General features: G+C 67.9%; 27 protein-coding genes. 13 read left to right on the plus strand and 14 right to left on the minus strand.

Annotated features, from left to right (window positions below; genetic code table 11):
- Nucleotides 1-104: 104 nt before the first annotated feature.
- From purF to folC, 4 genes are all read right to left on the minus strand, one after another.
- Entirely contained in the window at nt 105-1613 is a 1509-nt protein-coding gene (purF, locus tag ACN20X_RS22250) for an amidophosphoribosyltransferase (protein ID WP_016449259.1), read from the minus strand.
- Nucleotides 1614-1746: 133 nt separating this feature from the next.
- Nucleotides 1747-2238: a CvpA family protein gene (locus tag ACN20X_RS22255; RefSeq protein WP_016451425.1), complete on the minus strand. Its 492-nt coding sequence runs from the start codon at nt 2236-2238 to the stop codon at nt 1747-1749.
- A 49-nt stretch (nt 2239-2287) separates the two neighbouring features.
- Nucleotides 2288-3220, minus strand: coding sequence for an SPOR domain-containing protein (locus ACN20X_RS22260; protein WP_473209930.1), 933 nt, complete (start codon nt 3218-3220; stop codon nt 2288-2290).
- Nucleotides 3221-3291: 71 nt separating this feature from the next.
- Nucleotides 3292-4614 carry a bifunctional tetrahydrofolate synthase/dihydrofolate synthase gene (gene folC / locus ACN20X_RS22265; protein WP_016449256.1) on the minus strand — a complete coding sequence of 441 codons (1323 nt, stop codon included), beginning with the start codon at nt 4612-4614 and terminating at the stop codon, nt 3292-3294.
- Nucleotides 4615-4693: 79 nt separating this feature from the next.
- Here folC and ACN20X_RS22270 point away from each other — a divergent pair, with 79 nt between their 5' ends.
- The 4 genes from ACN20X_RS22270 (at nt 4694) to argG (ending at nt 7835) form a co-directional block, all read left to right on the plus strand.
- Nucleotides 4694-5071: an ArsC family reductase gene (locus tag ACN20X_RS22270; RefSeq protein ID WP_016449255.1), complete on the plus strand. Its 378-nt coding sequence runs from the start codon at nt 4694-4696 to the stop codon at nt 5069-5071.
- Between the two features lie 127 nt (nt 5072-5198).
- Complete coding sequence (locus ACN20X_RS22275; RefSeq protein ID WP_016449254.1) at nt 5199-5939, plus strand: glycine zipper 2TM domain-containing protein; 741 nt, start codon at nt 5199-5201, stop codon at nt 5937-5939.
- A gap of 123 nt (nt 5940-6062) precedes the next feature.
- Nucleotides 6063-6380 (plus strand): pyrimidine/purine nucleoside phosphorylase, encoded by a 318-nt coding sequence (gene ppnP / locus ACN20X_RS22280; RefSeq protein WP_012206574.1) that lies wholly within the window; start codon nt 6063-6065, stop codon nt 6378-6380.
- A 120-nt stretch (nt 6381-6500) separates the two neighbouring features.
- Nucleotides 6501-7835, plus strand: a complete 1335-nt coding sequence (gene argG, locus ACN20X_RS22285) for an argininosuccinate synthase (protein WP_016449252.1) — start codon at nt 6501-6503, stop codon at nt 7833-7835.
- A gap of 215 nt (nt 7836-8050) precedes the next feature.
- Here the strand turns inward: argG and ACN20X_RS22290 are convergent, their stop codons facing one another.
- Nucleotides 8051-8950, minus strand: coding sequence for a LysR family transcriptional regulator (locus ACN20X_RS22290; RefSeq protein ID WP_016449251.1), 900 nt, complete (start codon nt 8948-8950; stop codon nt 8051-8053).
- Nucleotides 8951-9087: 137 nt separating this feature from the next.
- Between ACN20X_RS22290 and ACN20X_RS22295 the strand changes: the two genes are divergently transcribed.
- Nucleotides 9088-9957, plus strand: coding sequence for an MBL fold metallo-hydrolase (locus tag ACN20X_RS22295; RefSeq protein ID WP_017407584.1), 870 nt, complete (start codon nt 9088-9090; stop codon nt 9955-9957).
- Between the two features lie 98 nt (nt 9958-10055).
- The gene (locus ACN20X_RS22300; RefSeq protein WP_016451422.1) at nt 10056-10418 is read left to right on the plus strand and encodes an SPW repeat protein; all 363 of its coding nucleotides are present in this window, start codon (nt 10056-10058) and stop codon (nt 10416-10418) included.
- Between the two features lie 101 nt (nt 10419-10519).
- Here the strand turns inward: ACN20X_RS22300 and murB are convergent, their stop codons facing one another.
- Nucleotides 10520-11620, minus strand: coding sequence for a UDP-N-acetylmuramate dehydrogenase (gene murB, locus ACN20X_RS22305; RefSeq protein ID WP_016449248.1), 1101 nt, complete (start codon nt 11618-11620; stop codon nt 10520-10522).
- A 104-nt stretch (nt 11621-11724) separates the two neighbouring features.
- Between murB and ACN20X_RS22310 the strand changes: the two genes are divergently transcribed.
- The 3 genes from ACN20X_RS22310 to ACN20X_RS22320 are packed head-to-tail and all read left to right on the plus strand — an operon-like array spanning nt 11725 to nt 13942.
- On the plus strand, nt 11725-12210 hold the full coding sequence (locus ACN20X_RS22310; protein ID WP_012206580.1) for a YajQ family cyclic di-GMP-binding protein: 486 nt from the start codon (nt 11725-11727) through the stop codon (nt 12208-12210).
- Nucleotides 12211-12246: 36 nt separating this feature from the next.
- On the plus strand, nt 12247-12912 hold the full coding sequence (locus ACN20X_RS22315; protein ID WP_016451421.1) for a retropepsin-like aspartic protease family protein: 666 nt from the start codon (nt 12247-12249) through the stop codon (nt 12910-12912).
- A gap of 40 nt (nt 12913-12952) precedes the next feature.
- The gene (locus tag ACN20X_RS22320) at nt 12953-13942 is read left to right on the plus strand and encodes an HD-GYP domain-containing protein (RefSeq protein WP_016451420.1); all 990 of its coding nucleotides are present in this window, start codon (nt 12953-12955) and stop codon (nt 13940-13942) included.
- 45 nt (nt 13943-13987) lie between these two features.
- Here ACN20X_RS22320 and ACN20X_RS22325 read toward each other — a convergent pair whose 3' ends face one another.
- The 7 genes from ACN20X_RS22325 to ybaK all read right to left on the minus strand — a co-directional run bounded on the left by ACN20X_RS22325 (nt 13988) and on the right by ybaK (nt 22911).
- The gene (locus ACN20X_RS22325) at nt 13988-15748 is read right to left on the minus strand and encodes an FAD-dependent oxidoreductase (RefSeq protein WP_051139109.1); all 1761 of its coding nucleotides are present in this window, start codon (nt 15746-15748) and stop codon (nt 13988-13990) included.
- A complete protein-coding gene (locus tag ACN20X_RS22330) occupies nt 15727-17271 on the minus strand; it encodes a polyamine aminopropyltransferase (RefSeq protein ID WP_016451418.1) in 1545 nt (514 codons plus the stop codon). Before ACN20X_RS22330 ends, ACN20X_RS22325 begins: the two co-directional genes overlap by 22 nt.
- 87 nt (nt 17272-17358) lie before the next feature.
- Nucleotides 17359-19512, minus strand: a complete 2154-nt coding sequence (locus ACN20X_RS22335) for a TonB-dependent receptor (protein WP_016451417.1) — start codon at nt 19510-19512, stop codon at nt 17359-17361.
- Between the two features lie 187 nt (nt 19513-19699).
- Complete coding sequence (locus ACN20X_RS22340; RefSeq protein WP_016449242.1) at nt 19700-19918, minus strand: DUF350 domain-containing protein; 219 nt, start codon at nt 19916-19918, stop codon at nt 19700-19702.
- An 18-nt stretch (nt 19919-19936) separates the two neighbouring features.
- Nucleotides 19937-21469: a DUF4178 domain-containing protein gene (locus ACN20X_RS22345; RefSeq protein ID WP_016449241.1), complete on the minus strand. Its 1533-nt coding sequence runs from the start codon at nt 21467-21469 to the stop codon at nt 19937-19939.
- A 98-nt stretch (nt 21470-21567) separates the two neighbouring features.
- A complete protein-coding gene (gene plsY, locus ACN20X_RS22350) occupies nt 21568-22248 on the minus strand; it encodes a glycerol-3-phosphate 1-O-acyltransferase PlsY (RefSeq protein ID WP_016451416.1) in 681 nt (226 codons plus the stop codon).
- Between the two features lie 168 nt (nt 22249-22416).
- Nucleotides 22417-22911: a Cys-tRNA(Pro) deacylase gene (ybaK, locus tag ACN20X_RS22355; protein WP_016451415.1), complete on the minus strand. Its 495-nt coding sequence runs from the start codon at nt 22909-22911 to the stop codon at nt 22417-22419.
- A gap of 57 nt (nt 22912-22968) precedes the next feature.
- Between ybaK and ACN20X_RS22360 the strand changes: the two genes are divergently transcribed.
- From ACN20X_RS22360 to ACN20X_RS22375, 4 genes are read left to right on the plus strand one after another with little or no spacing between them, the layout of a single operon-like run.
- Nucleotides 22969-23517 carry a DUF2975 domain-containing protein gene (locus ACN20X_RS22360; RefSeq protein ID WP_016449239.1) on the plus strand — a complete coding sequence of 183 codons (549 nt, stop codon included), beginning with the start codon at nt 22969-22971 and terminating at the stop codon, nt 23515-23517.
- Entirely contained in the window at nt 23514-23672 is a 159-nt protein-coding gene (locus ACN20X_RS22365) for a hypothetical protein (protein ID WP_016449238.1), read from the plus strand. Before ACN20X_RS22360 ends, ACN20X_RS22365 begins: the two co-directional genes overlap by 4 nt.
- Nucleotides 23673-23675: 3 nt before the next feature.
- The gene (locus ACN20X_RS22370; RefSeq protein WP_013801570.1) at nt 23676-23891 is read left to right on the plus strand and encodes a helix-turn-helix domain-containing protein; all 216 of its coding nucleotides are present in this window, start codon (nt 23676-23678) and stop codon (nt 23889-23891) included.
- The gene (locus ACN20X_RS22375; protein WP_016449237.1) at nt 23888-24496 is read left to right on the plus strand and encodes a hypothetical protein; all 609 of its coding nucleotides are present in this window, start codon (nt 23888-23890) and stop codon (nt 24494-24496) included. Before ACN20X_RS22370 ends, ACN20X_RS22375 begins: the two co-directional genes overlap by 4 nt.
- A 17-nt stretch (nt 24497-24513) precedes the next feature.
- Here ACN20X_RS22375 and ACN20X_RS22380 read toward each other — a convergent pair whose 3' ends face one another.
- A complete protein-coding gene (locus ACN20X_RS22380; RefSeq protein WP_034347720.1) occupies nt 24514-25575 on the minus strand; it encodes an aldo/keto reductase in 1062 nt (353 codons plus the stop codon).
- Between the last annotated feature and the right edge of the window lie 30 nt (nt 25576-25605).

Genomic DNA, 25605 nt, shown 5'->3' on the forward strand with positions numbered 1-25605 from the left:
AGGGCCTTGCGGCCCTGGACGCTCCAGCACCAGCGCTTTTAGCTCATTTGTCAAAAAAGGCGGGCCACAGGCCCGCCCGACATTGTCACTGAATGCCCTGGCGCTCAGGCTTCCTGGGCATTGGGCAGGGACAGGCGCGACGCATCGCTGGCCTCTTCCTCCCCGCCCCGGTTACGACCCTCGTTGAGCGCCGTGACCTCGTCCTCGGAGATGTCGCCCGTGATGTAGACGCCGTCGAAGCACGAGGCCTCGAAGCCCTGCACCTGCGGATTGATCTTGCCCACGGTCTGCTTCATGGCGGCCACGTCCTGGTAGATCAGCGCGTCGGCGCCGATGACCTGGCGGATTTCCTCGACCGTGCGGCCATGCGCCACCAGTTCGGCGCGCGTGGGCATGTCGATGCCGTAGACGTTGGGATGGCGCACCGGAGGAGCGGCCGAGGCCAGGTAGACCTTGACGGCGCCGGCGTCACGCGCCATCTGCACGATTTCCTTGGAGGTGGTGCCGCGCACGATGGAGTCGTCCACCAGCAGCACCTTGCGGCCCTTGAACTCGCTGCCGATGGCGTTGAGCTTCTGGCGCACGGATTTCTTGCGCGAGGCCTGGCCCGGCATGATGAAGGTGCGGCCCACGTAGCGGTTCTTGACGAAGCCTTCGCGGTAGGGGATGCCCAGCAGCTGGGCCAGCTGCATGGCGCTGGGCCGGCTGGATTCCGGAATCGGGATGATGGCGTCGATCTCGTTGGGCGGCACGGTGGAGACCACGCGCTTGGCCAGCGTCTCGCCCATGTTCAGGCGCGCCTGGTAGACGGAGATGCCGTCGAGCACCGAGTCCGGACGGGCCAGGTACACGTACTCGAACACGCAGGGGTGCAGCTCGCTCTTTTCGGCGCACTGGCGGGTTTCGACCTGGCCGTCGCTGTGCACGAACACGGCTTCACCCGGAGCGACATCGCGCTCGAGCTGGTGCAGCGTGCCTTCCAGGGCCACGGATTCGCTGGCCAGCATCACCGTGCCGTCGGCGCTGCGGCCCATGCACAGGGGACGGATGCCGAAGGGGTCGCGGAAGGCCAGCAGGCCGTAGCCCGCAATCAGCGCGATCACGGCGTACGAGCCCTTGATGCGCTTGTGCACGGCGCTGACGGCTTGGAAGACGTCTTCGCTCTTGAGCGGTGCGCCGCTGCTGGCGCGGGCCAGCTCGTGGGCCAGCACGTTGAGCAGGACTTCGGAGTCGCTCTCGGTGTTGGTGTGGCGGTGGTCGGTGTCCGACAGTTCCTCGCGCAGCTGCTTGGCGTTGGTGAGGTTGCCGTTGTGCACCATGACGATGCCGAAGGGCGCGTTCACGTAGAAGGGCTGGGCCTCTTCCTCGCTGGTCGCGTTGCCGGCCGTCGGGTAGCGCACCTGGCCCAGGCCCACCGTGCCCGGCAGGGCGCGCATGTTGCGGGTGCGGAACACGTCGCGCACCATGCCCTTGGCCTTGTGCATGAAGAACTTGCGTTCCTGCTGGGTCACGATGCCGGCGGCATCCTGGCCACGGTGCTGCAGCAGCAGCAGGGCGTCATAGATCAGTTGATTCACGGGCGCGGTGCTGACTACACCAACGATTCCACACATAGTTGCGTTCCATCCGTTTGCGAAGGTCGCCCTTCGCTGTCTGGGCCGTAGCAGCCACCCATTGGCCACGCCTGCGCCCGATTTCTCTATCCAAACTGTTTCTGCCAGCCGACTCCTGCGCTGCAGCGCCTTGTCATGCAGCCGGCAGATAGCGTCCCCATTCCTGCGGCAGCTGCGGCAAAACCGCAGCCAGCGCCTGCATCAGCCACGGCGCCAGGGCTGAATCCTGCCACCACTGTCCCTGGTGCAGCGGCGTGTAGCTGATCACCATCGTTGCCACCAGGGCCAGCAGCGCCCCGCGCAGCACGCCGAACAGCGCGCCCAGCGTGCGGTCCACGGGCCTCAGGCCCACCGCCTCGATCAGCCGGCGCGACAGCCAGGACACCAGGCCCCAGCCGAACAGCGCCAGCACGAACAACAGCACAAAGCCTGCGGCATAGCGCAGCTGCATGTCCCAGTCCTGCATGGGCAGCCACAGCGCCACGTCGGCCGCCCAGATGCGGGCCACGACAAAGGCCACCAGCCAGCCGAGCAGCGACAGCACCTCATACACCAGCCCGCGCCAGGCGCCTAGCAGCATCGATGCCAGCACGCAGGCCAGCAAAACCCAGTCCACCGTGGACATACGCTATCTCTGTGCGCCTGTGCTGCTTTGCAAGATGTACGTCACCGCCTCAGAGCTTGAGCACCGACGCCGGCAGGCCCTGGGCCTTGACGCGCGCCGCCGCCTTGTCGGCTTCGGCACGGCCGTTGAACGGGCCCACACGCACACGCGTGCGCTTGCCGTCCTTGGTGTCCACCACCTGCGTGAAAGTCTTCAGGCCCGCCAGCTCCAGCTTGGCGCGGATTTCCTGGGCCTTGCCGGCATCGGAGAAGGCGCCGACCTGCACGATGAAGCGCTCGTCCGTCGCCGCAGCAGCCGCCGGCGCCGCCGGCGCGCTGCGACCTTCCAGCAGGGCCCGGGCACGCGCGGCGTCGTCGCTCCTGGACGGCTCGGGCTTGGGTTCGGGCTTTGGCTTCGGCTCGGGTTTGGGTTCGGGCTTGGGCTCCGGCTTGTGTTCGGGTTTGGCCGGCTCGGGCTTGGGCCTGGGTTCCGGCTTGGGCTCGGGTTTGGTCTCAGGCTTGGCGGCGGGCTTGGGCTCAGGCTTTGCCTCGGGCCGGGTTTCGGGCTTTGCTTCCGGCTTGACCGGAGCCACCTGCGAGACGGCCGGCGCCACGGGCACGGAAGGCCTGCCCATGGGAACCTCTTCCTCGTCGGCGCCCAGCGAGGCCTGGGCCGGCACGCGGCCTGCCGGGGATGCGGCGCCCTGGTGCGGATGGGCGTCCACGGCATTGGCGCCGGGCACGACCAGAGGAGCGACCTTGTCGCGGTCGGGAATCTCGATGGGGATGTCCACGGGAATCGGACGCGGCTGGGTGTCGAACAGCAGGGGGAATCCCACCACGCCCGCCAGGACCAGCACGGCCGCGCCGATGAGGCGGTGGCGCGCCCGGCGGCGCATGACATCGACGCTTTCCGCCTGTCCCAGCCGTGTGGGCCGCCTCGATGCGGACGACGAATCACCGTCGTCTTTTTTGCCGGGCCAACGAAAATTGAAAAATGCCATGGAGTGCGGACTCGTTCAGATCGGCCACCACAGGCAGCCACGATGGCCGTTTGCGGTGCGGATCACTGGATTCAGGTGCCCAGATGCTTGGCGTTCAGCCGGGGCGGGCCGTCCTGCAGCACGCCGCCCACCGTGAAGAACGAGCCAAAGACCACGATTCTATCAGTGGGACCTGCTGCAAGAACCGCGGCATCCAGCGCCAGCTGCGGGTTTGCGAAGGTGGCCAGCGAGATCTCGCGCGGCACGCCCGGCGCGGGCGGCAGGGCTTCGATCTTCTGGCGCAGCACCTCGGCGCTCTCGGCGCGCGGCGTGGGCAGGTCGGTCAGATACCAGCGGTCGATCAACGGGGCAATCCTGGCCAGCATGGGCGCCAGGTCCTTGTCGTGCATGGCGCCGAAGACCGCATGCGTGCAGGGAAAGTAGCCCATGGCATCGAGGTTGGCCGTCAGCGCCGCCACCGAATGCGGGTTGTGCGCCACGTCCAGCACCAGCGTGGGCTGGCCCGGAATGATCTGGAAACGGCCCGGCAGCTCGACCATGGCCAGCCCCGTGCGCACGGCCTGGGCCGTGACCGGAAGGCGGCTGCGGATGGCCTCGAGCGCGGCCAGCGCACCCGATGCATTGACCAGCTGGTTGGCGCCGCGCAGCGCCGGATAGGCCAGACCGGCATAGCGCCGCCCGCGTCCGGCCCAGCCCCACTGCTGCTTGTCGCCCGAGAAATTGAAGTCCTGGCCCAGGCGCCAGAGATCGGCGCCAATGGCCTGTGCATGGTCCAGCACGCTTTGCGGCGGCATGGGATCGCTGACCACCACAGGCCGGCCGGCGCGCATGATGCCGGCCTTCTCGCGGCCGATGCTCTCGCGGTCCGGCCCCAGGAATTCCACATGGTCGATGTCGATGCTGGTGATGACGGCGCAATCGGCGTCGATCACATTGGTGGCATCCAGCCGCCCGCCCAGGCCCACCTCGAGAATCGCCACATCCAGCCTGGACTGGCTCATCAGCCGCAGGATGGCCAGCGTGGTGAATTCGAAATAGGTGAGCGCCACTTCCGTGCCCTGCACGCGCGCCTGCTCCACGGCCTCGAACTGCGGCAGCAGCTCGGCGGCCTTCACGATCTCGCCGCCCACGCGGCAGCGTTCCTCGAAATGCACCAGATGCGGCGATGTGTAGACGCCGGGGCGAAAGCCCGATTGCAGCGCCACGGCCTCCAGCATGGCGCAGGTCGAGCCCTTGCCGTTGGTGCCCGCAACCGTGATCACGGGGCAGTCGAAACGCAGGTCCAGGCGCTGGGCAACTTCGCGCACGCGATCCAGGCCCAGCGCAATATTCTTGGGGTGCAGGCGCTCGCAATAGGCGAGCCATGCATCCAATGTGGGAAATGAGGTGTGCATACTGCGCGCTATTGTTACCCAGGGACAGTGTCCTTATGGGGTCCTCGCCATCCATTGACTGCGGCAACTGCAACCAATCATGACCACTGCAAACACTGTGACGCTCTACGGCATTCCCAACTGCGACACCGTCAAGAAGGCCCGCGCCTGGCTCACCGACCAGGGCATCGCCTACGAATTCCACGACTTCAAGAAGCAGGGTGTTCCCGCCGAGCAGTTGCCCGCCTGGATGCAGGCTGTCGGCTGGGAAAAGCTGCTCAACCGCCAAGGCACGACGTGGCGCAAGCTCGATGCCGACACCCAGGCCGCCGCCCAGGATGCGGCCGGTGCCGCAGCCCTCATGCAGCAGCAGCCCAGCGTCATCAAGCGCCCGGTCGTCCAATGGCCGCAGGGACGCATCACCGTGGGTTTTGCGCCCGACGCCTGGGCAGAGATGGCCCACGGGGGCAAGCGCTGACTCTGCCATCAGGCCTGGAACAGCTTATTACGTGGATTTACGCGACCGCAAACTGCTTTCCAGGCCCGAGGAATACACTTGCATGGAGCCTGGCAGGAAATACCGCCAGCGCAACAGGAGTGCAATCATGAAATCCCTGGTTCTTTTGACGCTGGCGGCCACGACCGCCACCGTGGCCCTGGCCCAGGAGCAAGGCCGGGTGCTGTCGGTGACCCCGGTGACCCAGCAGGTGGCCGTGCCCCAGCAGGTCTGCCGCGATGAAAACGTCTATACCGGCCAGCGCACCTCGGGCGCGGGCGCCGTTCTGGGTGCCCTGGCGGGCGGCGTGGTCGGCAATGCCATCGGCCATGGCGGCGGACGCGCGGCCGCCACGGCGGCCGGCGTGATCGGCGGCGCTATGCTGGGCAACCAGGCCGAGGCCACGGGCCAGCCCCAGTACCAGACGGTGCGCAACTGCACCACCCAGACCTACTACCAGAACCGCGCCGTGGCCTATGACGTGGTCTACGAGTACGCAGGCCGCAACTACACGACGCGTACCACCACGCCGCCCGGGGACTGGATCGCGCTGAGCGTGCAGCCCGCCGCCAACAGCGCGGCCTATGGCAGCAACGGCTACTACGGCACCAACCAGCCGCCCCAGGCCGCGTACTCCACCGCACCCGTGCCGCCGCCCGTGGTCTACCAGAACAACTACTACGACGGCGGTGGCTACTACGCCCCCCAGCCTGTGCAGCCCGTGTATTCGGCCGGTGACTATGTGGCTCCCGTGGTGATTGGAGCAGCCCTTGCTGCCGGCGTGTACTACGCCTCGCGCCCCAGCTATCACGGCTGGCGCGGCGGCTACCGCCACGGCTGGCGCCGCTGAGACGGACCTGCGCATGCAAAGCCCCGACAAGGGGCTTTTTGCATGGCGGCGGCCAGCAGGTACGGGCAGCGGCCGGGTGCTGGCCTAAAATGGGCGGTTTAGTCCACCCTCTGCCCAGCTTCCATGACCACCGAAACCATCTCTGGCATCACCCTGACCACCAAGGCCAATGTCTATTTCGACGGCAAATGCATCAGCCACGGCTTCACGCTGGCCGATGGCACGAAGAAGTCTGCCGGCGTGGTGCTGCCCAGCCAGCTGACCTTCGGCACGGCCGCCGCCGAGATCATGGAATGCGTGGCCGGCTCCTGCGAGTACAAGCTCGACGGCTCGGACCAGTGGCTGACCTCCAAGGCCGGCGAGTCCTTCCAGGTGCCTGCGAACTCCAAGTTCGACATCCGCGTGACCGAGGCCTACCACTACATCTGCCACTACGCCTAAGAGCGCCTGAGCGCCTGGGCAGACCGACGCATTCGCCCTGACGGCGCCCAGGCACCTTCCGTGTTTTCCGGCAGCCGCGTCCCGCACGCCAGCCGCCATCGTTATTGAGAGAAGCATCGTATGGAAACCATCCTGCAAAACGTCCCCGTCGGCCAAAAGGTCGGCATCGCCTTCTCGGGCGGCCTGGACACCAGCGCCGCCCTGCGCTGGATGAAGAACAAGGGCGCCCTGCCCTACGCCTACACGGCCAACCTGGGCCAGCCCGACGAGGCCGACTACGACGAAATCCCCCGCAAGGCCATGGAGTACGGCGCCGAGCAGGCCCGCCTGATCGACTGCCGCGCGCAGCTGGCCGGCGAAGGCATTGCCGCCATCCAGGCCGGCGCCTTCCACATCTCCACGGGCGGCATCACCTATTTCAACACCACGCCCCTGGGCCGTGCCGTGACCGGCACCATGCTGGTGGCCGCCATGAAGGAAGACGACGTCAACATCTGGGGTGACGGCTCGACCTTCAAGGGCAACGACATCGAGCGCTTCTACCGCTACGGCCTGCTGACCAACCCCGCGCTGAAGATCTACAAGCCCTGGCTGGACCAGACCTTCATCGACGAGCTGGGCGGCCGCGCCGAGATGTCGGCCTTCATGACCAAGGAAGGCTTCGGCTACAAGATGAGCGCCGAGAAGGCCTACTCGACCGACAGCAACATGCTGGGCGCCACGCACGAGGCCAAGGACCTGGAGTTCCTGAACAGCGGCATCCGCATCGTCAACCCCATCATGGGCGTGGCGTTCTGGAAGCCCGAGGTCGAGGTCAAGGCCGAGGAAGTGTCGGTGACCTTCGAAGAAGGCCGCCCCGTGGCCCTCAATGGCAAGGAAATCGCCGATCCCGTGGAGCTGTTCCTGGAAGCCAACCGCATCGGTGGCCGCCACGGCCTGGGCATGAGCGACCAGATCGAGAACCGCATCATCGAAGCCAAGAGCCGCGGCATCTACGAGGCCCCCGGCATGGCCCTGCTGCACATCGCCTACGAGCGCCTGGTGACCGGCATCCACAACGAGGACACCATCGAGCAGTACCGCATCAACGGCCTGCGCCTGGGCCGCCTGCTGTACCAGGGCCGCTGGTTCGACCCGCAGGCCATCATGCTGCGCGAAACCGCCCAGCGCTGGGTGGCCCGCGCCGTGACCGGCACCGTGACGCTGGAGCTGCGCCGCGGCAATGACTACTCCATCCTGAACACCGAATCGCCCAACCTGACCTACGCGCCCGAGCGCCTGTCGATGGAAAAGGTCGAGGACGCGCCCTTCAGCCCCGCCGACCGCATCGGCCAGCTGACCATGCGCAACCTGGACCTGATGGACACCCGCGACAAGCTGGCCATCTACGCCAAGGCCGGCCTGCTGTCCCTGGGCACCAGCACCGCCCTGCCCCAATTGGGCGGCAAGGAATGACCTACACCCCCTGAGCGGCTGACGCCGCTTCCCCCCGTTGCACGGCGCCTCTCTACTCGCTTCGCGAGGGAGGGGGACGACGCCCTCGCTGCGGGGCGGCCCTTGCTCGGCGTCCCTGGCATGGGACGCGCCCGCCAAGCACGCGACGCCATGGGCCAGAAAATCGCACACTTTCATCCCACAAGCCGCCGCAAGGCGGCTTTTTTACGCCCCTGCTACCAGTGCGCGCCCTCGAAACGCTGCACGAGAAAATCCAGCAGCGCCCGCACGGCCACCGGCAGATGGCGGCGCGAGCTGTACAGCGCATGCACGGTCAGCGGCTGCGGGCGCCAGTCGGGCAGCACCAGCTCCAGCTGGCCGTTTTGCAGCATGGGCTGGACCAGGTAGGTTGGCTGCAAGGCAATGCCGGCGCCTTCGACGGCAGCGGCGGCCAGCACGGTGGCTTCGTTGGCGTTGAACCAGGTGGTGACGGCGATCTGCTGCTCATCGCTTTCATCGTCACGGCGAGTCAATTGCCAGACATTGCGCCCCACGCGCATGTGTCCCAGGCAGCGGTGCGCCTGCAGCTGGGCCGGTGCCTGCGGCCGGCCAGCCGCATCCAGATAGGCGGTCGAGGCCACCAGCACCGATTCGCAGACGGCCAGCGGCCGGCCGATGAGTGCGGCGCCCGGATCGGCGCTGATGCGTATGGCCAGGTCGATGCGCTGCTGCACCAGGTCCAGCGCGCCGTCGTCCACCAGCAGGTCGATCTTGAGGTGCGGGTGCAGCCGCATGAACTGCGCAATGGCCGGCGCCATCTGCGCATGGCCGAAGGACATGCTGCAGGTCACGCGCAGCAGGCCGCGCAACTGGCTGTCGCCGGCGCGCATCTCGCCTTGCACCTCATCGGCCAGGGCCAGCATCTGCTGGCTGTAGCGCAGGCACTGCGCACCGGCATCGGTGAGCGAGACACGGCGCGTGGTGCGGTGCAGCAGGCGCGCGCCCAGCCACTGCTCCAGCGACTCCACATGGCGCGTGGCCATGGCGCGCGACAGGTCCAGCCGCTCGGCCGCCGCCGTGAAGCTGCCGCATTCGGCCACCGTGGCAAACACCTGCATCGCCAGCAATCGGTCCATGGATATGCTCGATTTCTGCAACAAACAAGCGCATATTCTGCCGTTTATCTGCTCGATTTCAAAAACTAAAGTACCACCCATGGCAGCACGGCGCTGCCACCCGTTTCTGTCTTGTGCTTTTTTCAAAGGAAATCGACATGCTTCGCACCACCTTGCTTTCGCTCACCCTGGCCCTGTCGGCCGGCCTGTCCCACGCCCAGGCGCCCGCCCCGCTGCAGATGAAGGTCTACCAGGCCGACGAACACAGCTTTGCCGTGACCTCCACCCTGATCACCGGTGCCAAGGAGGCCGTGGTCGTGGACAGCGGCTTCACCCGCGCCGACGGCCTGCGCATTGCCGCCAACGTGCTGGACAGCGGCAAGCAGCTGACCACCATCCTCATCAGCAATGCCGACCCCGACTACTACTTCGGCGCCGAAGTGCTCAAGAGCCTGTTCCCGCAGGCCAAGGTGGTGGCCACGCCGGCCGTGCGCGAGAAGATCGAGTCCAAGCTGCAGGGCAAGCTGGCCTTCTGGGGCCCCAAGATGGGCGCCAACGCCCCCAGCCATCCCGTGCTGCCCGAGGCCCTGCAAGGCAATACGGTGATGGTGGACGGCCAGGCGCTGGAGCTGCGCGGCACCACCGGCCCGCTGGCCCACCGCCCCTATGTCTGGGTGCCTGCGCTGCAGGCCATCGTCGGCAACGTGGGCGTGTTCGGCAACCTGCATGTCTGGACGGCGGACACGCAAAAGAGCGCCGAGCGCAAGGCCTGGCTGGCGCAGCTGGACGAGATGCAGGCCCTCAAGCCCGCTGTCGTCGTGCCCGGCCACATGCAGGCCGGCACGGCCATGGACGCCAGCGCCATCGCCTATACACGCGACTATCTCCAGCGTTTCGAGGCCGCCGCCGCCAAGGCGGGCAACAGCGCCGAGCTGATCGGTGCCATGAAGCAGGCCTACCCGCAGGCCGGCATGGCGCTGTCGCTGGACATCGGCGCCAAGGTGAACAAGGGCGAGATGCCATGGTAAGCATGCACTTTCGCAAAAATCCTCATGGAACCTGCATGCTGCGCCCTTGATCCAACCAGCTGCCGCCCTCATTCGTCGTGGCGGCAGGAGGTGCAGCCATGAAATACATGAAGCATTGGCAGGACCCGCTCAACGTCCTGCTGGGAGTCTGGTTGGCAGTCTCGCCCTGGGTGCTGGGGTTCCAGGACCAGATGGCGCCCACGGCCAACGGCGTGGTCATCGGACTGGCGCTGATTGCCGCTGCGCTGGGAGCCATCTTCATGCCCCGCGCGTGGGAGGAATGGACCGAAGGCCTGCTGGGTCTGTGGATGGTGATCTCGCCCTGGGTGCTGGGCTTTGCCGGCCAGATGGACGCCATGCGCAATGCCGTGGTGTCGGGCATCGTGGTGCTGGTGCTCGCGCTGTGGGTGCTGATGACCGACAAGGACTATATGGACTGGCGCAGTCACTCCGCCCACTGAGGCGCTGATGCGCAGCGGCCCGCAGGCGGCAATGCCCTGCGGGCCGCTGTTTTTTTGCCGCCGTGCCCCTCAAGAACCGCCCAAGGACCGCCCAAGGCCGCTCAGACCACGACGGGCTCGGGCTCCAGGCGGATGCCGAATCGCTCGTAGACGCTGGTCTGTATCGCTCCGGCCAGCGTCATGACCTCGCCGCCCGTGACGCTGCTGTCCACGCTGTGCCGGTCGCCCCGGTTGACCAGCACCAGGGCCTGCTTGTCATACACCCCGGCGCGGCCCATGGACTTGCCCTTCCAGCCGCAGGCATCGATCAGCCAGCCGGCGGCCAGCTTGATGGAGCCGTCGTCCATGGGGTAGTGCACGATGCGGGGCTCGCGCGCAATGATGTCGGCGCACTGCTCGGGCGTCACCGTCGGGTTCTTGAAGAAGCTGCCCGCGTTGCCGATGTGCTCCGGATCGGGCAGCTTGGCGCGGCGGATCTCGCACACCCAGTCGAAGATCTGGCGGGCCGTGGGCTCGGCCACGCCCGCCTCGGCCTGGCGGCGCTGCAGGTCCAGGTAGCCCAGGCCGGGCTTCCAGTCCTTGGGCAGGGCCAGGCGCACGCGCGTGATCACGGCGCGGCCCTTGAGGCCCATGCCGCGCGGCGGCACGCCGCTCATGCGCGCACGCGCCACGGGCGTGGGCTCGGCCGGCGCATGCTTGAACACCGAGTCGCGGTAGCCGAAGGCGCATTGCGCGGCATCCAGCGTGAAGGACTCCCCCGTGGCCAGGTCGATGGCATCCAGCGACTCGAAGCGGTCCTGCAGCTCCAATCCGTAGGCGCCGATGTTCTGCACCGGCGACGCGCCCACGGTGCCGGGAATCAGCGCCATGTTCTCCAGGCCGCCGTAGCCCTGCGACAGGGTCCAGGCCACCAGGTCGTGCCAGCGCTCGCCGGCACCGGCCTCGACGATCCAGTGGCGATCGGTCTCGCGCAGCAGGCGCATGCCCGCTATCTCCATCTTGAGGACCACGGGATCGACGTCGCCCGTGATCACCACATTGCTGCCGCCGCCCAGCACGAACACGGGCTGGCGGCCCCACAGCGGATCGGCCAGGAAATGGCGCACGTCCTCGTCGCTGCGCACGCGCACCAGGGTGTGGGCACGGGCGGCGATGCCGAAGCTGTTGCAATGCTGCAGCGGAACATTTTTCTCGACTAACATCGACCGGATTGTCGCACCGCCTCCCTGCGCCGCCGGCCCCGCGCCCGCATCGCCCGGCCGCGCGCTGCGGTACTTTTTCAGAACATTTACAGGAAATATTTGCCATGCCTTCTTTTGACACCGTGTGCGAAGCCGACTTCGTCGAAGTGAAGAACGCCGTGGAGAACACCGCCAAGGAAATCGGCACACGCTTCGACTTCAAGGGCACCTCGGCCGCCATCGAGCTCAAGGACAAGGAAATCACGCTGTTCGGCGATGCCGACTTCCAGTTGCAGCAGGTCGAGGACATCCTGCGCAACAAGCTGACCAAGCGCAGCGTGGACGTGCGCTTCCTGGACATCCAGAAGGCCCAGAAGATCGGCGGCGACAAGCTCAAGCAGACCATCAAGGTCAAGAACGGCATCGAGGCCGAGCTGGGCAAGAAGCTGCAAAAGCTGATCAAGGACAGCAAGCTCAAGGTGCAGGCCGCCATCCAGGGCGACGCCGTGCGCGTCACCGGCGCCAAGCGCGACGACCTGCAGGCCGCCATGGCCCTGATCCGCAAGGACCTGGCCGACCATCCCCTGTCCTTCAACAACTTCCGCGACTGATCGCCTGGCACCCGCCTCTGCGCCACAAGCCACCCCATGCGCCACCTACGTGCCGTACTTCTGAGCCTGGCCGCAGCGGCCGCGCTGGCTCCACCGTCGGCGACGGCGCAGTCCGTGGCGCTCAGCGGCGTGCTGGGCAGCAAGGCCTTGCTGGTCATAGACGGCGGCACGCCGCGCGCGCTGGCGGCGGGCGAAAGCCTGCAGGACGTGCGCGTGCTGCAGGTATCGGGTGACACGGCCGAGGTGGAAATCAAGGGCCGCCGCCAGACATTGCGCCTGGGCGAGGCGCCCATCAGCCTGGGCGGCCGGGGCGCGGCGGCGGGCGATCCCGCACTCGGCCGGCGCGTGGTGCTCAAGGCCGACAACCGGGGGCACTTCATCGAACGCGGCCAGATCAATGGCAAGACCATGGTCTACATGGTGGACACGGGCGCCAGCTCGGTCGCCATCGGCCGGTCCGACGCCGAACGCATGGGCCTGCCCTTTCTCAAGGGCCAGCCGGTGATGATGCGCACCGCCAACGGCGATGCCCAGGGCTGGCGCCTGCGGCTGGATTCGGTGCGCGTGGGCGATGTCGAGGTCTTCGGTGTGGACGCCGTGGTCGCCCCTCTTCCCATGCCCTATGTGCTGCTGGGCAACAGCTTTCTTGCCCACGTCCAGATGACCCGCCAGGGCAGCGAGATGGTGCTGGAGCGGCGCTGATGCGGCCTGCATGCGCCCCGCTTCCCGCCCCCCGCCAACGATGAGCCGACGCCCCGACGATTCCTACGAAGACCTGCTGGGCCTGTGGTCCGACCTGGAGGCCGCACTGTCCGTGCTGCTGTCCGCGCCGCTGCAGGTGCAGGGCTTCCTGGTCAAGCTGCAGCAGATCGACCTGTGGCTGCAGGAGCTGATCGCCCACGACAGCGATGCCGCGCTGTACCTGATGTTCCAGCGCGCCTGCTCGTCCACCGTGGGCTACAGCGCCTCCCATGCCCTGGTCTGCGCCTGCCTGTGCCATGTGCTGGCGCGCGAGCTGCGCCTGGACGAGTCCGAACACCGCACCCTGGTGTATGGCGCACTGACCATGAACATCGGCATGAACGCGCTGCAGGACGAACTGGCGCTGCAGCGCGAGCCGCTGACCCCCGCCCAGCAGCAGGCCGTGCAGCGCCACCCGCTGCACAGCCAGGCCCTGCTGGCGCGGCTGTTCGTCAACGATGCGCTGTGGCTGGAGCTGGTGGGCCACCACCACGAGGCCGTGCCGCAGCAGCCGCTGTCCACGCTGGCGCCCGTGCAGCGGCTGGTCCGCATCCTGGGCACGGTGGACCGCTACGCCGCCCTGATCAGCCCGCGCAAGTCACGCGAAGGCCGCAGCGCCGCCGAGTCGCTGCGCGCGCTCACCCAGCAGCAGCGCTACTCCGACGAGGTGGGCTTCGCGCTGGTGCGCGCCGTGGGCCTGTGCCCGCCGGGCACCTATGTGCGGCTGGACAACGGTGACATCGCCGTGGTGCTGCGCCGTGGCGAGCCGCCGCAGCCGCCGCTGGTGGCCAGCGTGATCGGCGCCGACGGCGCCAGCCTCTACCCGCCCGTCATCCATGAAGGCGAGGACGGCCCCCGCATCCGCTCGGCACTGGCGCGCGCCGCCATCACGCTGGAGCTGGACCCGCGCACGCTGGCCCAGCTGGGCGTGCTGGCCGCACGCGGCAGCCAGTCGCTGTACCGCATGGTGCAGATGCCCGGGCCTGTCTGACCGATCTGGCGCCTGAAGCGCGCGACACCGGCGCCGCGGCCCGTGTCAGGTCCGCGCGCCAGCCCACAGGCCCGCATGGTGGCCACGCGTGAAGGCCTCCTCCAGTACCGAGTAGCCGGCCCAGTCGGAATGTGCGAACCACAGGCGGCGCGTGCCCGGCGTGGGCAGCAGGGCCACGCGCTCGCCGGCGCACAGCGCGCTGCGCCCCCGGTGCAGCGACTGCAGCGCCACCTGGCTGAGCAGCTGCTGGTCACCGGGCCGGGGTATGGCCATGGCGTGGCCGTAGCGCGTGATCTCCATGCGCGTGGCCTTGTGCAGCAGGTCGGGATGGGGGACGAGCAGGCTGCCGACGATGCGGTCCCGCCAGAAGCCGAAGGGCTGGCCCAGCAGTTGGGCGCGCCCGTCAGGCCAGTCGCCCAGCGCCTGGTAGTAGCTGAGCACCGTGGGCCGGGGCGTGAGCCGGTCCAGGCCCTGGTGGCCCGCGTCCACATAGCCCAGGCCGCCCGCATTCGGATCGGCAAACAGCACGTTGTCCCAGGCCGGATCGGCGCCGGGCCGGTCGGCCAGCGGCCGCTGCAGATGGATGTTGGCCACCAGCCAGGGCGCCCAGTCCAGCCGGCCGGCCACCGCGCGCAGGAAGTCCGGCGCATCGCGCACCACGCGTGCCGCGATGAAGCTGGGCAGGGCCACGATGCAGCGCGCGGCCAGCCAGCGCTCGTGCTGCTGGCGACCGTGGTGGTAGACGTCGATCTCCACACCGTCGGCACCTTCGGCGATGGATAGCACGCTGCAATCGGTCTGCAGGTCGGTGGAGCCCAGCCCGGCCACCAGTTGCTGCGACAGCCAGCCATTGCCCTGGGGCCAGGTCAGCACGGCATCACCCGCGTCTTCGGGCGTGCGCTCATCCTGGCGGCGCGGGGCCGAGAAGCCGTGGCGGCTGGCGAAATAGTGCAGGCCCGCCCAGGCCGACACCCGCGCCAGGCCCGCGCCGAAATCGTCGCGGCAGCAGTACTCCAGATACCAGATCAGCTGCGCATCATCGATGCCCTGCTGGACCAGCCAGGCCTGCATGGTCTGGCCGTCCAGCGCGGCATGGGCGGCGGGCAGCCGGCCCTCGCGCTGCCAGACACGGATGGACGGCATGGCAAAGGGCGCCCTGTCCATCTCCTGGGCCACGCTGCGCGCAAAGAGTTCGTACTGCTCCAGCGTGCGCGGCGCCACGCCATCGACGGGCAGCAGGCCCTCATGCCAGGCGCCCTGCCAGAACAGGCGCTCCTGCGGGCTGTGGCACAGATGGCGCTCGTCGTACTGCCAGCGGCCCGCGCGGCGCTGGCGCAGGCCCAGGGCCTCGAGCCAGTCCTGGACCTCGGATGCATCGTCGCCAGGCAAGGGCAGATAGTGGGCGCCCAAAGGACAGGCCAGCCCGGACATGCTGCCGCCCTGGCTGTTTCCGCCCATGGCCGGCTGCGTGTCCAGCAGTGCCACACCCTGCACCCCCGACAGCTCCAGCGCCCGCGCAGCCGCCAGGCCCGCCATGCCGCCACCGGCGATCACCACGTTGGCACGGTGCACCACGGCCGGCGCCGGCAGCGCCAGGCCCTGGCCCAATCGCTGCCAGAACGCGCGCAAGGCATGGCCGCGCTCCAGCGCCACGCCGCTGAAGCCACCAGGCAGGTCTTCCAGACGAGGCGGCGTTGGCGTGCAGCCGGCCAGGCCTGCGGCCGCACCGCCGGCCAGGCCCTGCAGCCATTGGCGCCGGCTCCACAAAGACGGGCGGTCGGGGCTCAACGCTCCACCCTGCCCCATTCGCGTTCGTAGGTATTGACCAGCACCTGGTTGGACAGGCGGTTGACCTCGGCCGGCACACGCGCCATGTCCAGCGGAAAGTCGAACATCAGCGCCATGGTCTGCGCGCTCAGAAAGCGCAGGCCCGCAGGCAGTGCATCGGGCTCGCGCCAGGGCCGGTGGCTGGCGATGACGAAGCCCCACTCGCCAAAGCTGGGCACATGGGCGTGGTAGGGCGTGGCCTGCAGGCCGATGGATTCGATGGTCTGCACCACGGTCCAGTAGCTCTTGCGCGCGATCAGGGGCGACGTGGTCTGCACCACGGCATAGCCGCTGGCGGCCAGGCGCTTGTCCAGCAAGGCATAGAAGCTGTTGGTGAACAGCTTGCCGATGGCGAAATTGGTCGGGTCGGGGAAATCGACGATGACGACGTCGAAGGTGTCCTGGTCCTGCTGCAGCCAGTGGAAGGCATCGGTGTTGACGATGCGCACGCGCGCATCGCTGAGCGCATCGCCGTTGAGCCGGCGCAGCATGGCGTTGTCCTTGAACAGGTCGGTCATGGCCGGGTCCAGCTCCACCAGGGTGACCGACTCCACCGAGGGGTACTTGAGCACCTCGCGCACGGCCATGCCGTCGCCGCCGCCCAGCACGGCCACGCGCTTGGGCGCGCCATGCGCGGCCATCACGGGATGGACCAGGGCTTCGTGGTAGCGGTACTCGTCGCCTTGCGCGAACTGCAGGTTGCCATTGAGGTACAGCCGCGCGCCCTGGCGTCCCTGCGTCACCACGATGCGCTGGTAGGGCGAGCTGCTGGAGAGCACGATGCGGTCCTGGTAGAAATGGTCGTCGGCCAGGCGCGTCAGATGGTCGGCTCCCCAGATGCCCGTGCCCAGCAGGGCCAGCACGGCCGCGCAGGCCAGGGCATGGGCGCGCGGGCGCCGCAGTTCATGCCGAAACAGCAGCAGCGCCCACACCGCCACCGCCGCGTTCATGAAGCCGAACAGCAGCCCCGTGCGCACCAGGCCCAGCTTGGGCACCAGCAGCAGCGGAAATGCCAGCGACACGGCCAGCGCCCCCAGGTAGTCGAAGGTCAGCACCTGGGACACCAGGTCCTTGAGCGTCACATTGCGCTTGAGGATGCGCATCACCAGCGGAATCTCCAGCCCCACCAGCGTGCCCACCACCAGCACCATGCCGTACAGCAGGAACCGGAACGCACCGGGCGCGTAGGCATTGGCAATGAACAGCGTGGCCGGCAACGCACCGCCGATCAGGGCCACCATCAGCTCGATGCGCAGAAAGTGCGCAGGCAGGTGGTCCTCGAAATAGCGCGACAGCCAGGAGCCTATGCCCATGGCGAACAGGTAGCTGCCGATGATGGTGGAGAACTGCAGGACGGAATCGCCCAGCAGATAGGAAGCCAGCGCGCCCGCAGCCAACTCATAGAGCAGGCCGCAGGCCGCGATCACGAAAACGCTGACCAGCAGGGCGATGTCGATGGGGCGCGCCGGCTGCGCGCCGGCAAGAGAGGCTGAGGTTTGCACGGCCGGTATTGTGCGCGATGCGCCCCCCGTGTGCGCGAGAGGCGCCGTGCAACGGGAGAAGGCGCCGCGCGCCTCCTGGGGGTTCCGTCAGAACTGGTAGTTGGCGCTGACCAGCACGCTGCGCGGTGCGCCCGGCATGGAGCTGGAGCGCCAGTACTGCTTGTCGAACAGGTTGGACAGGGCCACGGTCACGGTCCAGGCGTCCTGGCGCCAGCCCACCAGCGCATCCCAGCGCGAGTAGCCGGGCAGGAGGGCCGTGTTGGCGGCGTTGGTGAAGCGGCTGCCCGTGTAGGTCACGCCGACTTCGCCATACCAGGGTCCCTTGGGCGCATAGCGCAGGAACAGGTTGCCGTTGCGCTTGGCCGTGTCACGCAGGTACAGGCCCACGTTGGCGGGATTTTGCGCGTCTTCAGCCACCTTGGCCTGCATGAAGGCCACGCCGCCGCGCACATACCAGGAACCGGCCACACGGCCGGCCGCGCTGAACTCGATGCCGCGCGAACGGTCCTTGCCCCGGATGGCCCAGGTGTAGGGATCGTTCTCGGGATCGGGGCGGTAGCGGATGTTGTACTTCTCCAGCTGGTAGACGGACACCTGGGTGGACAGCGCGCCGCCCAGCCAGTCGCTCTTGACGCCGACCTCGGACTGGCGAGAGTACTGGGGCTCGTCGTCCGGCACCGCGCCCACGGCGGTTTCCACGGTCAGGATGCCGCGCCCGCCATAGGGCGAGTAGCTCTTGTTCCAGGACGCATAGAAGCTGTGCTCGCGCACCGGCTGCCACACCACGCCCACGCGCGGGCTGAAGCCGTTGCCGTCGGTCTTGCGCGTGAGGTTGGCGATCTTGTTGGTGCTCTGGAAGTCATAGCTGTCGTAGCGCAGGCCCAGCAGCAGCTTCCACTGCTCGGTCAGGCTGACCAGGTCCTGCATGTACAGCGCCTGGCCCTTGCCCTTGTGATAGTTGTCCTGGGTCGGCTTGCCCTGCGCCGGACGGCTGGGCCAGACGATGGGCTGCAACGGGTCATAGGCGAAGGTGCTGCCGGGCTGGCCGACGCGCGGCGCGCGCTCTTCCTCGCTGGCCTCCAGGCCCACCAGCAGGTCGTGCTTGATGCTGCCCGTGCTGAACTTGCCCGTCAGGTCCAGCGTGTTGGACAGCGTGGTGTTGCGGGTCTGCTGCCAGGCGTAGTTGGGCGTGATCTTGCCGGTCGCGGCACGATAGGTGCCGGCGAAGTAGTGGTCGAAATCCTGGCTGGCCTCGCGCTTGCTGGCCACCCAGCGCAGACTCCAGCGGTTGTTGAAGTCGTAGGACAGGTCGGAGCGCAGCACGCGCAGGCGGTCTTCCACATAGTCGCCCGGCGCCGCAAAGCCCTTGCGGATGGAGACACCGGCCGGCAGCTGGTCGTAGACCGGACCGCGATCGGGCACGCGCCAGACGTTGTCATAGGTGTACTGGCCGGTCCAGCGCCAGCCCGTGCGCGAGTCCACCAGGATGCTGGGCGAGACCATCTCGTTGCGGTTGCGTATGCCTTCGCGGAAGCTGTGGGCCTGCTCGCGGTCGGCCGTCAGTCGCACGGCCACGTTCTCGTTGAGCACGCGGTTGATGTCGATGGTGCCGCCCACGTTGTCCCAGGAGCCGCCGCGCAGCGTGATGCTGCTCTTGGCATCGAAACGCGCCTGCTTGCTCACCATGTTGACCACGCCGCCGCCTGCGCTGCGGCCATAGAGCACCGAGGCCGGGCCCTTGAGGATCTCGATGCGCTCCACATTGGCGGTGCTGCGGCGCACCTGGCCGCTCTCGCGCACGCCGTCGCGGTAGATGTCGCTCTCGTCGGCCTTGAAGCCTCGGATGTACACGCCTTCGCCGCGCATGTCGTAGCTGGTGTTCACGCCGGGAACGCCGTCCAGCATGGTGGCCAGGTCGTTGATGCCGTAGTTCTTGTACTTGTTGACCTCCAGCGTGTCGATGGTCTGCGGGATGTCCTTGGGCGCCAGGTAGGTCTTGGTCGCCGTGGTCACGCCTTCGGGCCGCACGTCGTCAGGGTCGTACTGGGAGGCGTTGACCTGCAGCGTAGGCAGGGTGTGGGCCTGTTGAGGCTGCGTCTGCGTCTGTGCCTGGGCCGGATCGGCTGGAACGGCTGGGGCGGCCTCCTGGGCATGGACCGCGCCCGCCAGCGCGGTGGTGATGATGCCAGCGGTCACACCCACTGAAAGCCTTGCCCTTCGGGCAGCTTGATGGTCTGTCATGGAAACCCTCTCTTCGAATGAAGGGGGCGATTTTATTTAGAATGCAAACGAATATCATTTGCAAACTCACTATCGACAAGGAATTTGTTGCGACGCAGCAACGCCGCCATGCGCAGCGCAGCCGCACCTTTTCAGGCGGGCTGCGTGTCGGCAGGAGATGGGGAATGCGGGGGCCAGGCGGCCCCGTTCAGTGGATGGCGGCAGCGACGATGATGCTGATGCCCAGGCACATGGCGGCCACCACCATGGCCAGCGCCTTGTTGTGCTTCTCGACGATCTCGGCCCACATGTCCACGGGTGTGATCTTGTCGATGATGAAGAAGCACAGCCAGAACACCACCACGCCTACCAGCGCATAGAGGATCGAGCCGAAGAAGGCGGCGGGGTTGAGCCAGTCGAAGTTCATGATCAGTTTCTCCGTTGTTTACTTGTGGCTGCCGCCCGAGGTGTAGCCACCCCAGGAGCCGCCGCTGCTGCGGGTGTAGCTGTTGCAGTTGGCGTCGGTATTGGGGTCGCAGTTGGGGCGCGATGCGCAGCCGCGCAAGGTGACGAACACCAGCCAGAGGATGAGCAGCCCGATGATGATGGTCCACAGCCCGAAGCGGCTGCCCGACATCACACCGACCTGCGAGCGGTCACGCAACTGCTTGAGGCCGAAGGCCATTGCCAGCGTGGTGGCCGAGACGGCGCTGCCATGCGACCAGGTGGTCTCGCCGCTCTCGGTCTCGCTGGCCAGGAAGGCCTTGTTCTGCGCGCCTGCGCTCACATAGTCCACATTGCGCGTGGTCTGGCCGCGCTGCACGGGCCAGTAGAACTCGCCCAGGGCGTAGGTGGTCTCGGCCGTGTAGCGCGATTCAAGCTGGTACTGCCGGCCCATGTACTTGGCCGTGCTGCGGTTCTTGGAGAGCTTGGGCACGCCCGTGGTCACGCGGGCCATGCTCCAGCCATCGGAGGAATCGACCAGGAATGCGAAGCCGGCCTTCTGGTTGAACAGCAGGTACTCCTCCCAGCCAAAGCTCTCGTCGTCGCCAGGCTCCTGGCCCATGCGGTGCTGAAAGCCCACCACCTGCCATTGCTGGCCTTCCAGCACACCCTTGCTGCCCAGCGGGATGGCCGGGCGCACGGGCTCGTTCTGTTCCGCATAGGCCAATTCCTTGCCAATGCCCTGGCTCAGGTCCACCAGCGACCCGCAGCTGGGGCAGCTCAGGCTCTTGGTGGTGGAAAAGCGCACGGGCACCACAGCGCCGCACTTTGGGCAGTTGAAGTGCCGGCCCTGCTCACCCTTGAGCGAGGCGCCGTCGCGCAGCCCCTGCATCCTGAGGTCGTCCAGCACCACGCGCTCGCCCAGGCTCAGCGCGGGCGGCTGGACGGAGAAGTCCACGGACAGCACCTGGCCCTGCTCGCTGCGCAGCTCCACCAGCCGGTACGGTGTGCCGGGCTCGGGCAGCTGCGCCAGCTCGCCCTGGGCCGATACCAGCCGCGCGTTCTGCACGCTGCTGACCGTGAAGCTCTTGCCGCCCAGCACACGCTGCGAACCCAGCAGCCAGTCGGAGGCCTTGAACGGCCCGTTGCGCAGGGCCTCGGCCTCCCAGGGCCAGGACCAGACGAACTGGCCGTTGTCCTCGCTCAGGAAGCCCAGCGCGCCATCGCTGAACGCGGCCACCCATTCGCTCCAGGCGCCCGCCTCGCTCTTGAGCTGCAGCCGCCCGACCAGGGTGAAGTGCTCGGGCTTGCCGTTGCGCAGCATCTGGCCCGTGGCGCCGATGCGCAGGGGGCTGTAGTCCTCGAAGACCTCGGCCATGGAGCCACGGCGCTGCAGCACATCGCCCTGGCGCACCACGGTGCTGCGGCAGAACTCGCAGACGGCATAGCTGGCCTGGGCGCTGGCAAATTCCACGGGCGCGCCGCAGCCGGGGCATGGTGCGCGGTACACGCGCTGCGATGGACTGGATGCCATGTGAGAGAGTCGTCAGTGAAGAGAGGGCCTGGAGCGTGACCGGCCGGCCACGCCCCGCACGCAAGCTGCGCCCGTGGTGCGCAGCGCGGCGGCGACGGTCAATGCGGCTTGCCTTTGGCCGTGCCGGGCTTGGCCGCGGCGGCTGCCGGGTCGGCCTTCTTGCTGCCCAGCCTGGATTCCTTGCCGGCCATCAGGCGCTGGATGTTCTCGCGGTGGCGCCAGATCAGCAGGGCCGCCATGGCGACGATGGCGGCGGCAATCGGTGTCTCGGCATACCAGACCACGCCACTGCACAGCAGGTAGTAGACGGGGGCGAACACGGAGGCCACCAGGGCCGCCAGCGAGGAATAGCGGAAGAACACGGCAATGATCAGCCAGGTCAGCGCCACCGCCAGGCCCAGCCAGACGCTGATGCCCAGCAGCACGCCCAGGGCCGTGGCCACGCCCTTGCCGCCCTTGAAGCGGAAGAACACCGGGTACAGGTGGCCCAGGAAGGCAGCCAGCGCCACCATGGCCACCGTGCCGTCGCCCATGCCGAAGCGGCTGCCGAACCATTGCACCAGGGCCACGGGCAGCCAGCCCTTGGCGGCGTCCAGCAGCAGGGTGACGGCCGCTGCCGCCTTGCTGCCGGAGCGCAGCACATTGGTGGCGCCGGGGTTGCCGCTGCCATAGGTACGCGGATCATTCAGGCCCATGGCCCGGCTGACGATGACGGCGAACGACAGCGAGCCGATCAGGTAGGCCGCCACGGTGGCGAGAAGGGGGTAGAGCGCGTTCAATTGAAGTCCTTGGCCGGTCTGTGGAGCGCCGGCGCGCGATCCGGCCGGCCCTGATGGCCCGCCCTCCCTGATCGCCGACACATGTTTTTCATCAGGACCTGCGCGAACCCGGTGGAGGCGGCGGCCGCCTTCCCGTGTGCGCAAGTCGTGTTCATTTCTTCAGGGCATCTATTCTGCCAGCGCGCAGTGCACGGGCCGTGCATCCAGCAGCCGCACGCAGACCTGCGGGTCCAGCTGCACCAGAAAGCCCCGGCGCCCGCCGTTGATGGCGATGCGCGGCAGCGCCAGGATGCTCTCTTCGATATAGACCGGCATGTCGCGGCGCGTGCCGAAGGGCGAGGTGCCGCCGACCAGGTAGCCGCTGTGGCGGTTGGCGACTTCGGGCTTGCAGGGCTCCACGCTCTTGGCCCCGATCTGCCGCGCCAGGTTCTTGGTGGAGACCTTGCAGTCGCCATGCATGAGCACGATCAGCGGCCTGGCGTCCTGGTCCTGCATCACCAGGGTCTTGACCACCATGTGCTCGTCCAGGCCCAGGCTGGCCGCGCTGTGCTCGGTGCCGCCGTGTTCCAGGTACTCATAGGGATGCTCGGTGAACTCCACCTTGTGGGCGCGCAGCAGCTGCGTGGCCGGTGTCTCGCTGACATGAGAGTTTCTCTTGGACATGAATTTTTTATCGTTTTACAATAATTTTTTATCGATTCATCAATACAAGGCTGTGCCATGAACTATACGCCCCACGCCGCGGGCAACGCCCTGAGGCGCCACTCCCAGGCGGCGCGCATCCTGATTGCCCTCGGTGCCGTCGCGCTGCTGGCCCTGCCGGCAGCCGCCCTGCTGTCGCCGCAAGATCTTTCGGGCCAGGCGCAAGGCCTGCTGGGCATGCCGCCCGGCCAGCCGCTGGACATGGCTGCGCGCTGGCGCACCGCACTGGTCAGCCTGCTGCCCGTGGGCTGCGGGCTGTATGCGCTGCGCCAGCTGTGGACACTGTTCGGCGAGTACCTGCAGGGCCGTGTCTTCGGCCAGCAGGCGCAGCACGCCCTGATGCGCTTTGCCTGGACGGTGCTGGCGGGCGCGCTGGCCCTGCCCTTCACGCGCGCGCTGATGTCGGTGGCGGCCAGCATGGGCAATCCGCCAGGGCAGCGCTTCGTCACGCTGGGCCTGTACTGGCACGATGGCCTGCTGGTCCTGCTCGGCGTGGTGCTGGTCTCCATCGCCCATGTGATGCTGCAGGCGCGGCGCATCGCCGACGAGAACGCGGGATTCGTATGAGCGGCGTTCCCATCACGATCCACCTCATGGTGCTCCCCGGCCAGCGCCCGCTCTCGCTGCACCTGTACGAGGCCGCATTGGTGCTGCTGGGCCTATTCCTGCTGACCCTGGTGATCTTCCTTCGCGACGCCAACCGATTCCGGGATGGCGACTGAACCATGCCCATCATCGTCCACCTCGATGTGATGCTGGCGCGCCGCAAGATGCGCTCGCGCGAACTGGCCGAGATGGTCGGCATCACCGAACAGAATATTTCCCTGCTCAAGAGCGGCAAGGTGCGCGGCGTGCGCTTCGACACGCTGGAGCGCATCTGCGAGGCACTGCAGTGCCAGCCCGGCGACCTGCTGGAATGGGTGGCAGGGCCCGAGGCTTGAGCAGCGGACGGCTGCGGCTGATCGCGGGCCTGCTGCTGTCGCTGCTGCTTCATGGGGCGCTGCTGTGGCAGGGTCTGGCCCCGGACAATGCGCGGCCCGGCAGCGGGCAGGCCGAGGCGCACCGCCTTCAGGTGGTCTGGGTCGAGACGCCGACTTCCACGCCGACGCCGGCCCCCTCTCCTGCTCCAGCGGCTGCCCGGCCCGGAGCGGCGCCCGCGCCTACGCGACGGCCGGACACCGCCGCCGTCGCACCGCCATCAAGGCAAAGCGCAGGGGCTGCAAAGGCCACGGAGCAGGCCGCGACAGCCGCCGCGCAAGCGCCTGTGCTCGCCGACACCGAGGCCGCTCCGGACGCCGCGCGCAGCGCCAGGGCCATGGGCCGCCTGCTGGACTCGGCCGCAGGCCGCGAGGCCGTGCAGTCGGCGGCCCGGCAAGGCCTGGTCAGGCCCCAGATCCCTGCGCAGCGCGAGGACCCGCTGGCCAGCGGCATGCGCGAGGCCGCCCAGGGCGACTGCATGAAGGGCGAGTTCAAGGGCGGCGGCATGGGCCTGCTGAGCCTGCCCATGCTGGCGGCCGCTGCGCTCAAGGGCGAGTGCAGCCGCTGAAGGCGCAGGGCCGAGGCCTATTGCGCAGGGTCGCGCACTTCCCAGCGGATGGCGTCGATGGCCGACAGCAGTTCGGGCGACAGTTGCGTGCCCCAGGCGTTCAGGTCCTCATCGAGCTGGGCCACCGAGGTCACGCCGATGATGGTGCTGGCCACCTGCCACTTGGTGTAGCAAAACGCCAGCGCCAGCTGCGTGGGCGTCATGCCGTGCTCGCGCGCCAGCGCGTTGTAGCGGCGCGCGGCGGCCAGGGCTTCGGGCCGGCCCCAGCGCTGCTTGCGCACGGACTCGTAGCGCGCAATGCGTGCGGCCTGCGGCGCAGCGGGATCGGTGGGAGCATGCACGTCGAACTTGCCCGTGAGCAGGCCGAAGGCCAGCGGCGAATAGGCCAGCAGCGAGACACCCAGGCGGTGGCAGCTTTCGTCCATGCCGTTTTCCCAGCTGCGGTTGAGCAGGCAGTAGGCGTTCTGCACCGAGGCCACGCGCGGCAGGCCGTGCTGCTCGGCCAGGCGCACGAATTCGTGCACGCCCCAGGGCGTTTCGTTGGACAGGCCGATGTGGCGCACCTTGCCTTCACGGACCAGGCGGCCCAGCGCCTCGAGCTGCTCGTGGATGCCGGTCTGCGAGCTTTCCTTGGCCGGGTCGTAGTACAGCTGGCCGAAGGCCGGCACGTTGCGCTCGGGCCAGTGGATCTGGTAGAGGTCGATCACGTCCGTGCCCAGGCGGCGCAGGCTGCCTTCGCAGGAGGCGGCGATGTCGGCCGCCGTCATGCCCTTGCCCTCGCGCACCCAGGGCATGCCCCGCGAAGGACCGGCCACCTTGGTGGCCAGCACGACCCTGGCGCGCGCGCCGGGGCGCTGGGCGAACCAGCGGCCGATGATGGTTTCGGTGGCGCCACAGGTTTCGGCGCGTGCGGGCACGGCATACATCTCGGCCGTGTCGAAGAAGTCCACGCCGCGCTCCAGCGCGCGGTCCATGATGGCAAAGGCCTCGGCCTCGCCGACCTGCTCGCCGAACGTCATGGTGCCCAGGCAGATGGGGCTGACTTGCAATGCGCTTTGACCGAGCGCCACCGGTTGCATCGAGGGGGAATTCATGGGCACCGAGTGTAG

It is taken from the genome of Delftia sp. PX-1 (assembly GCF_055797465.1).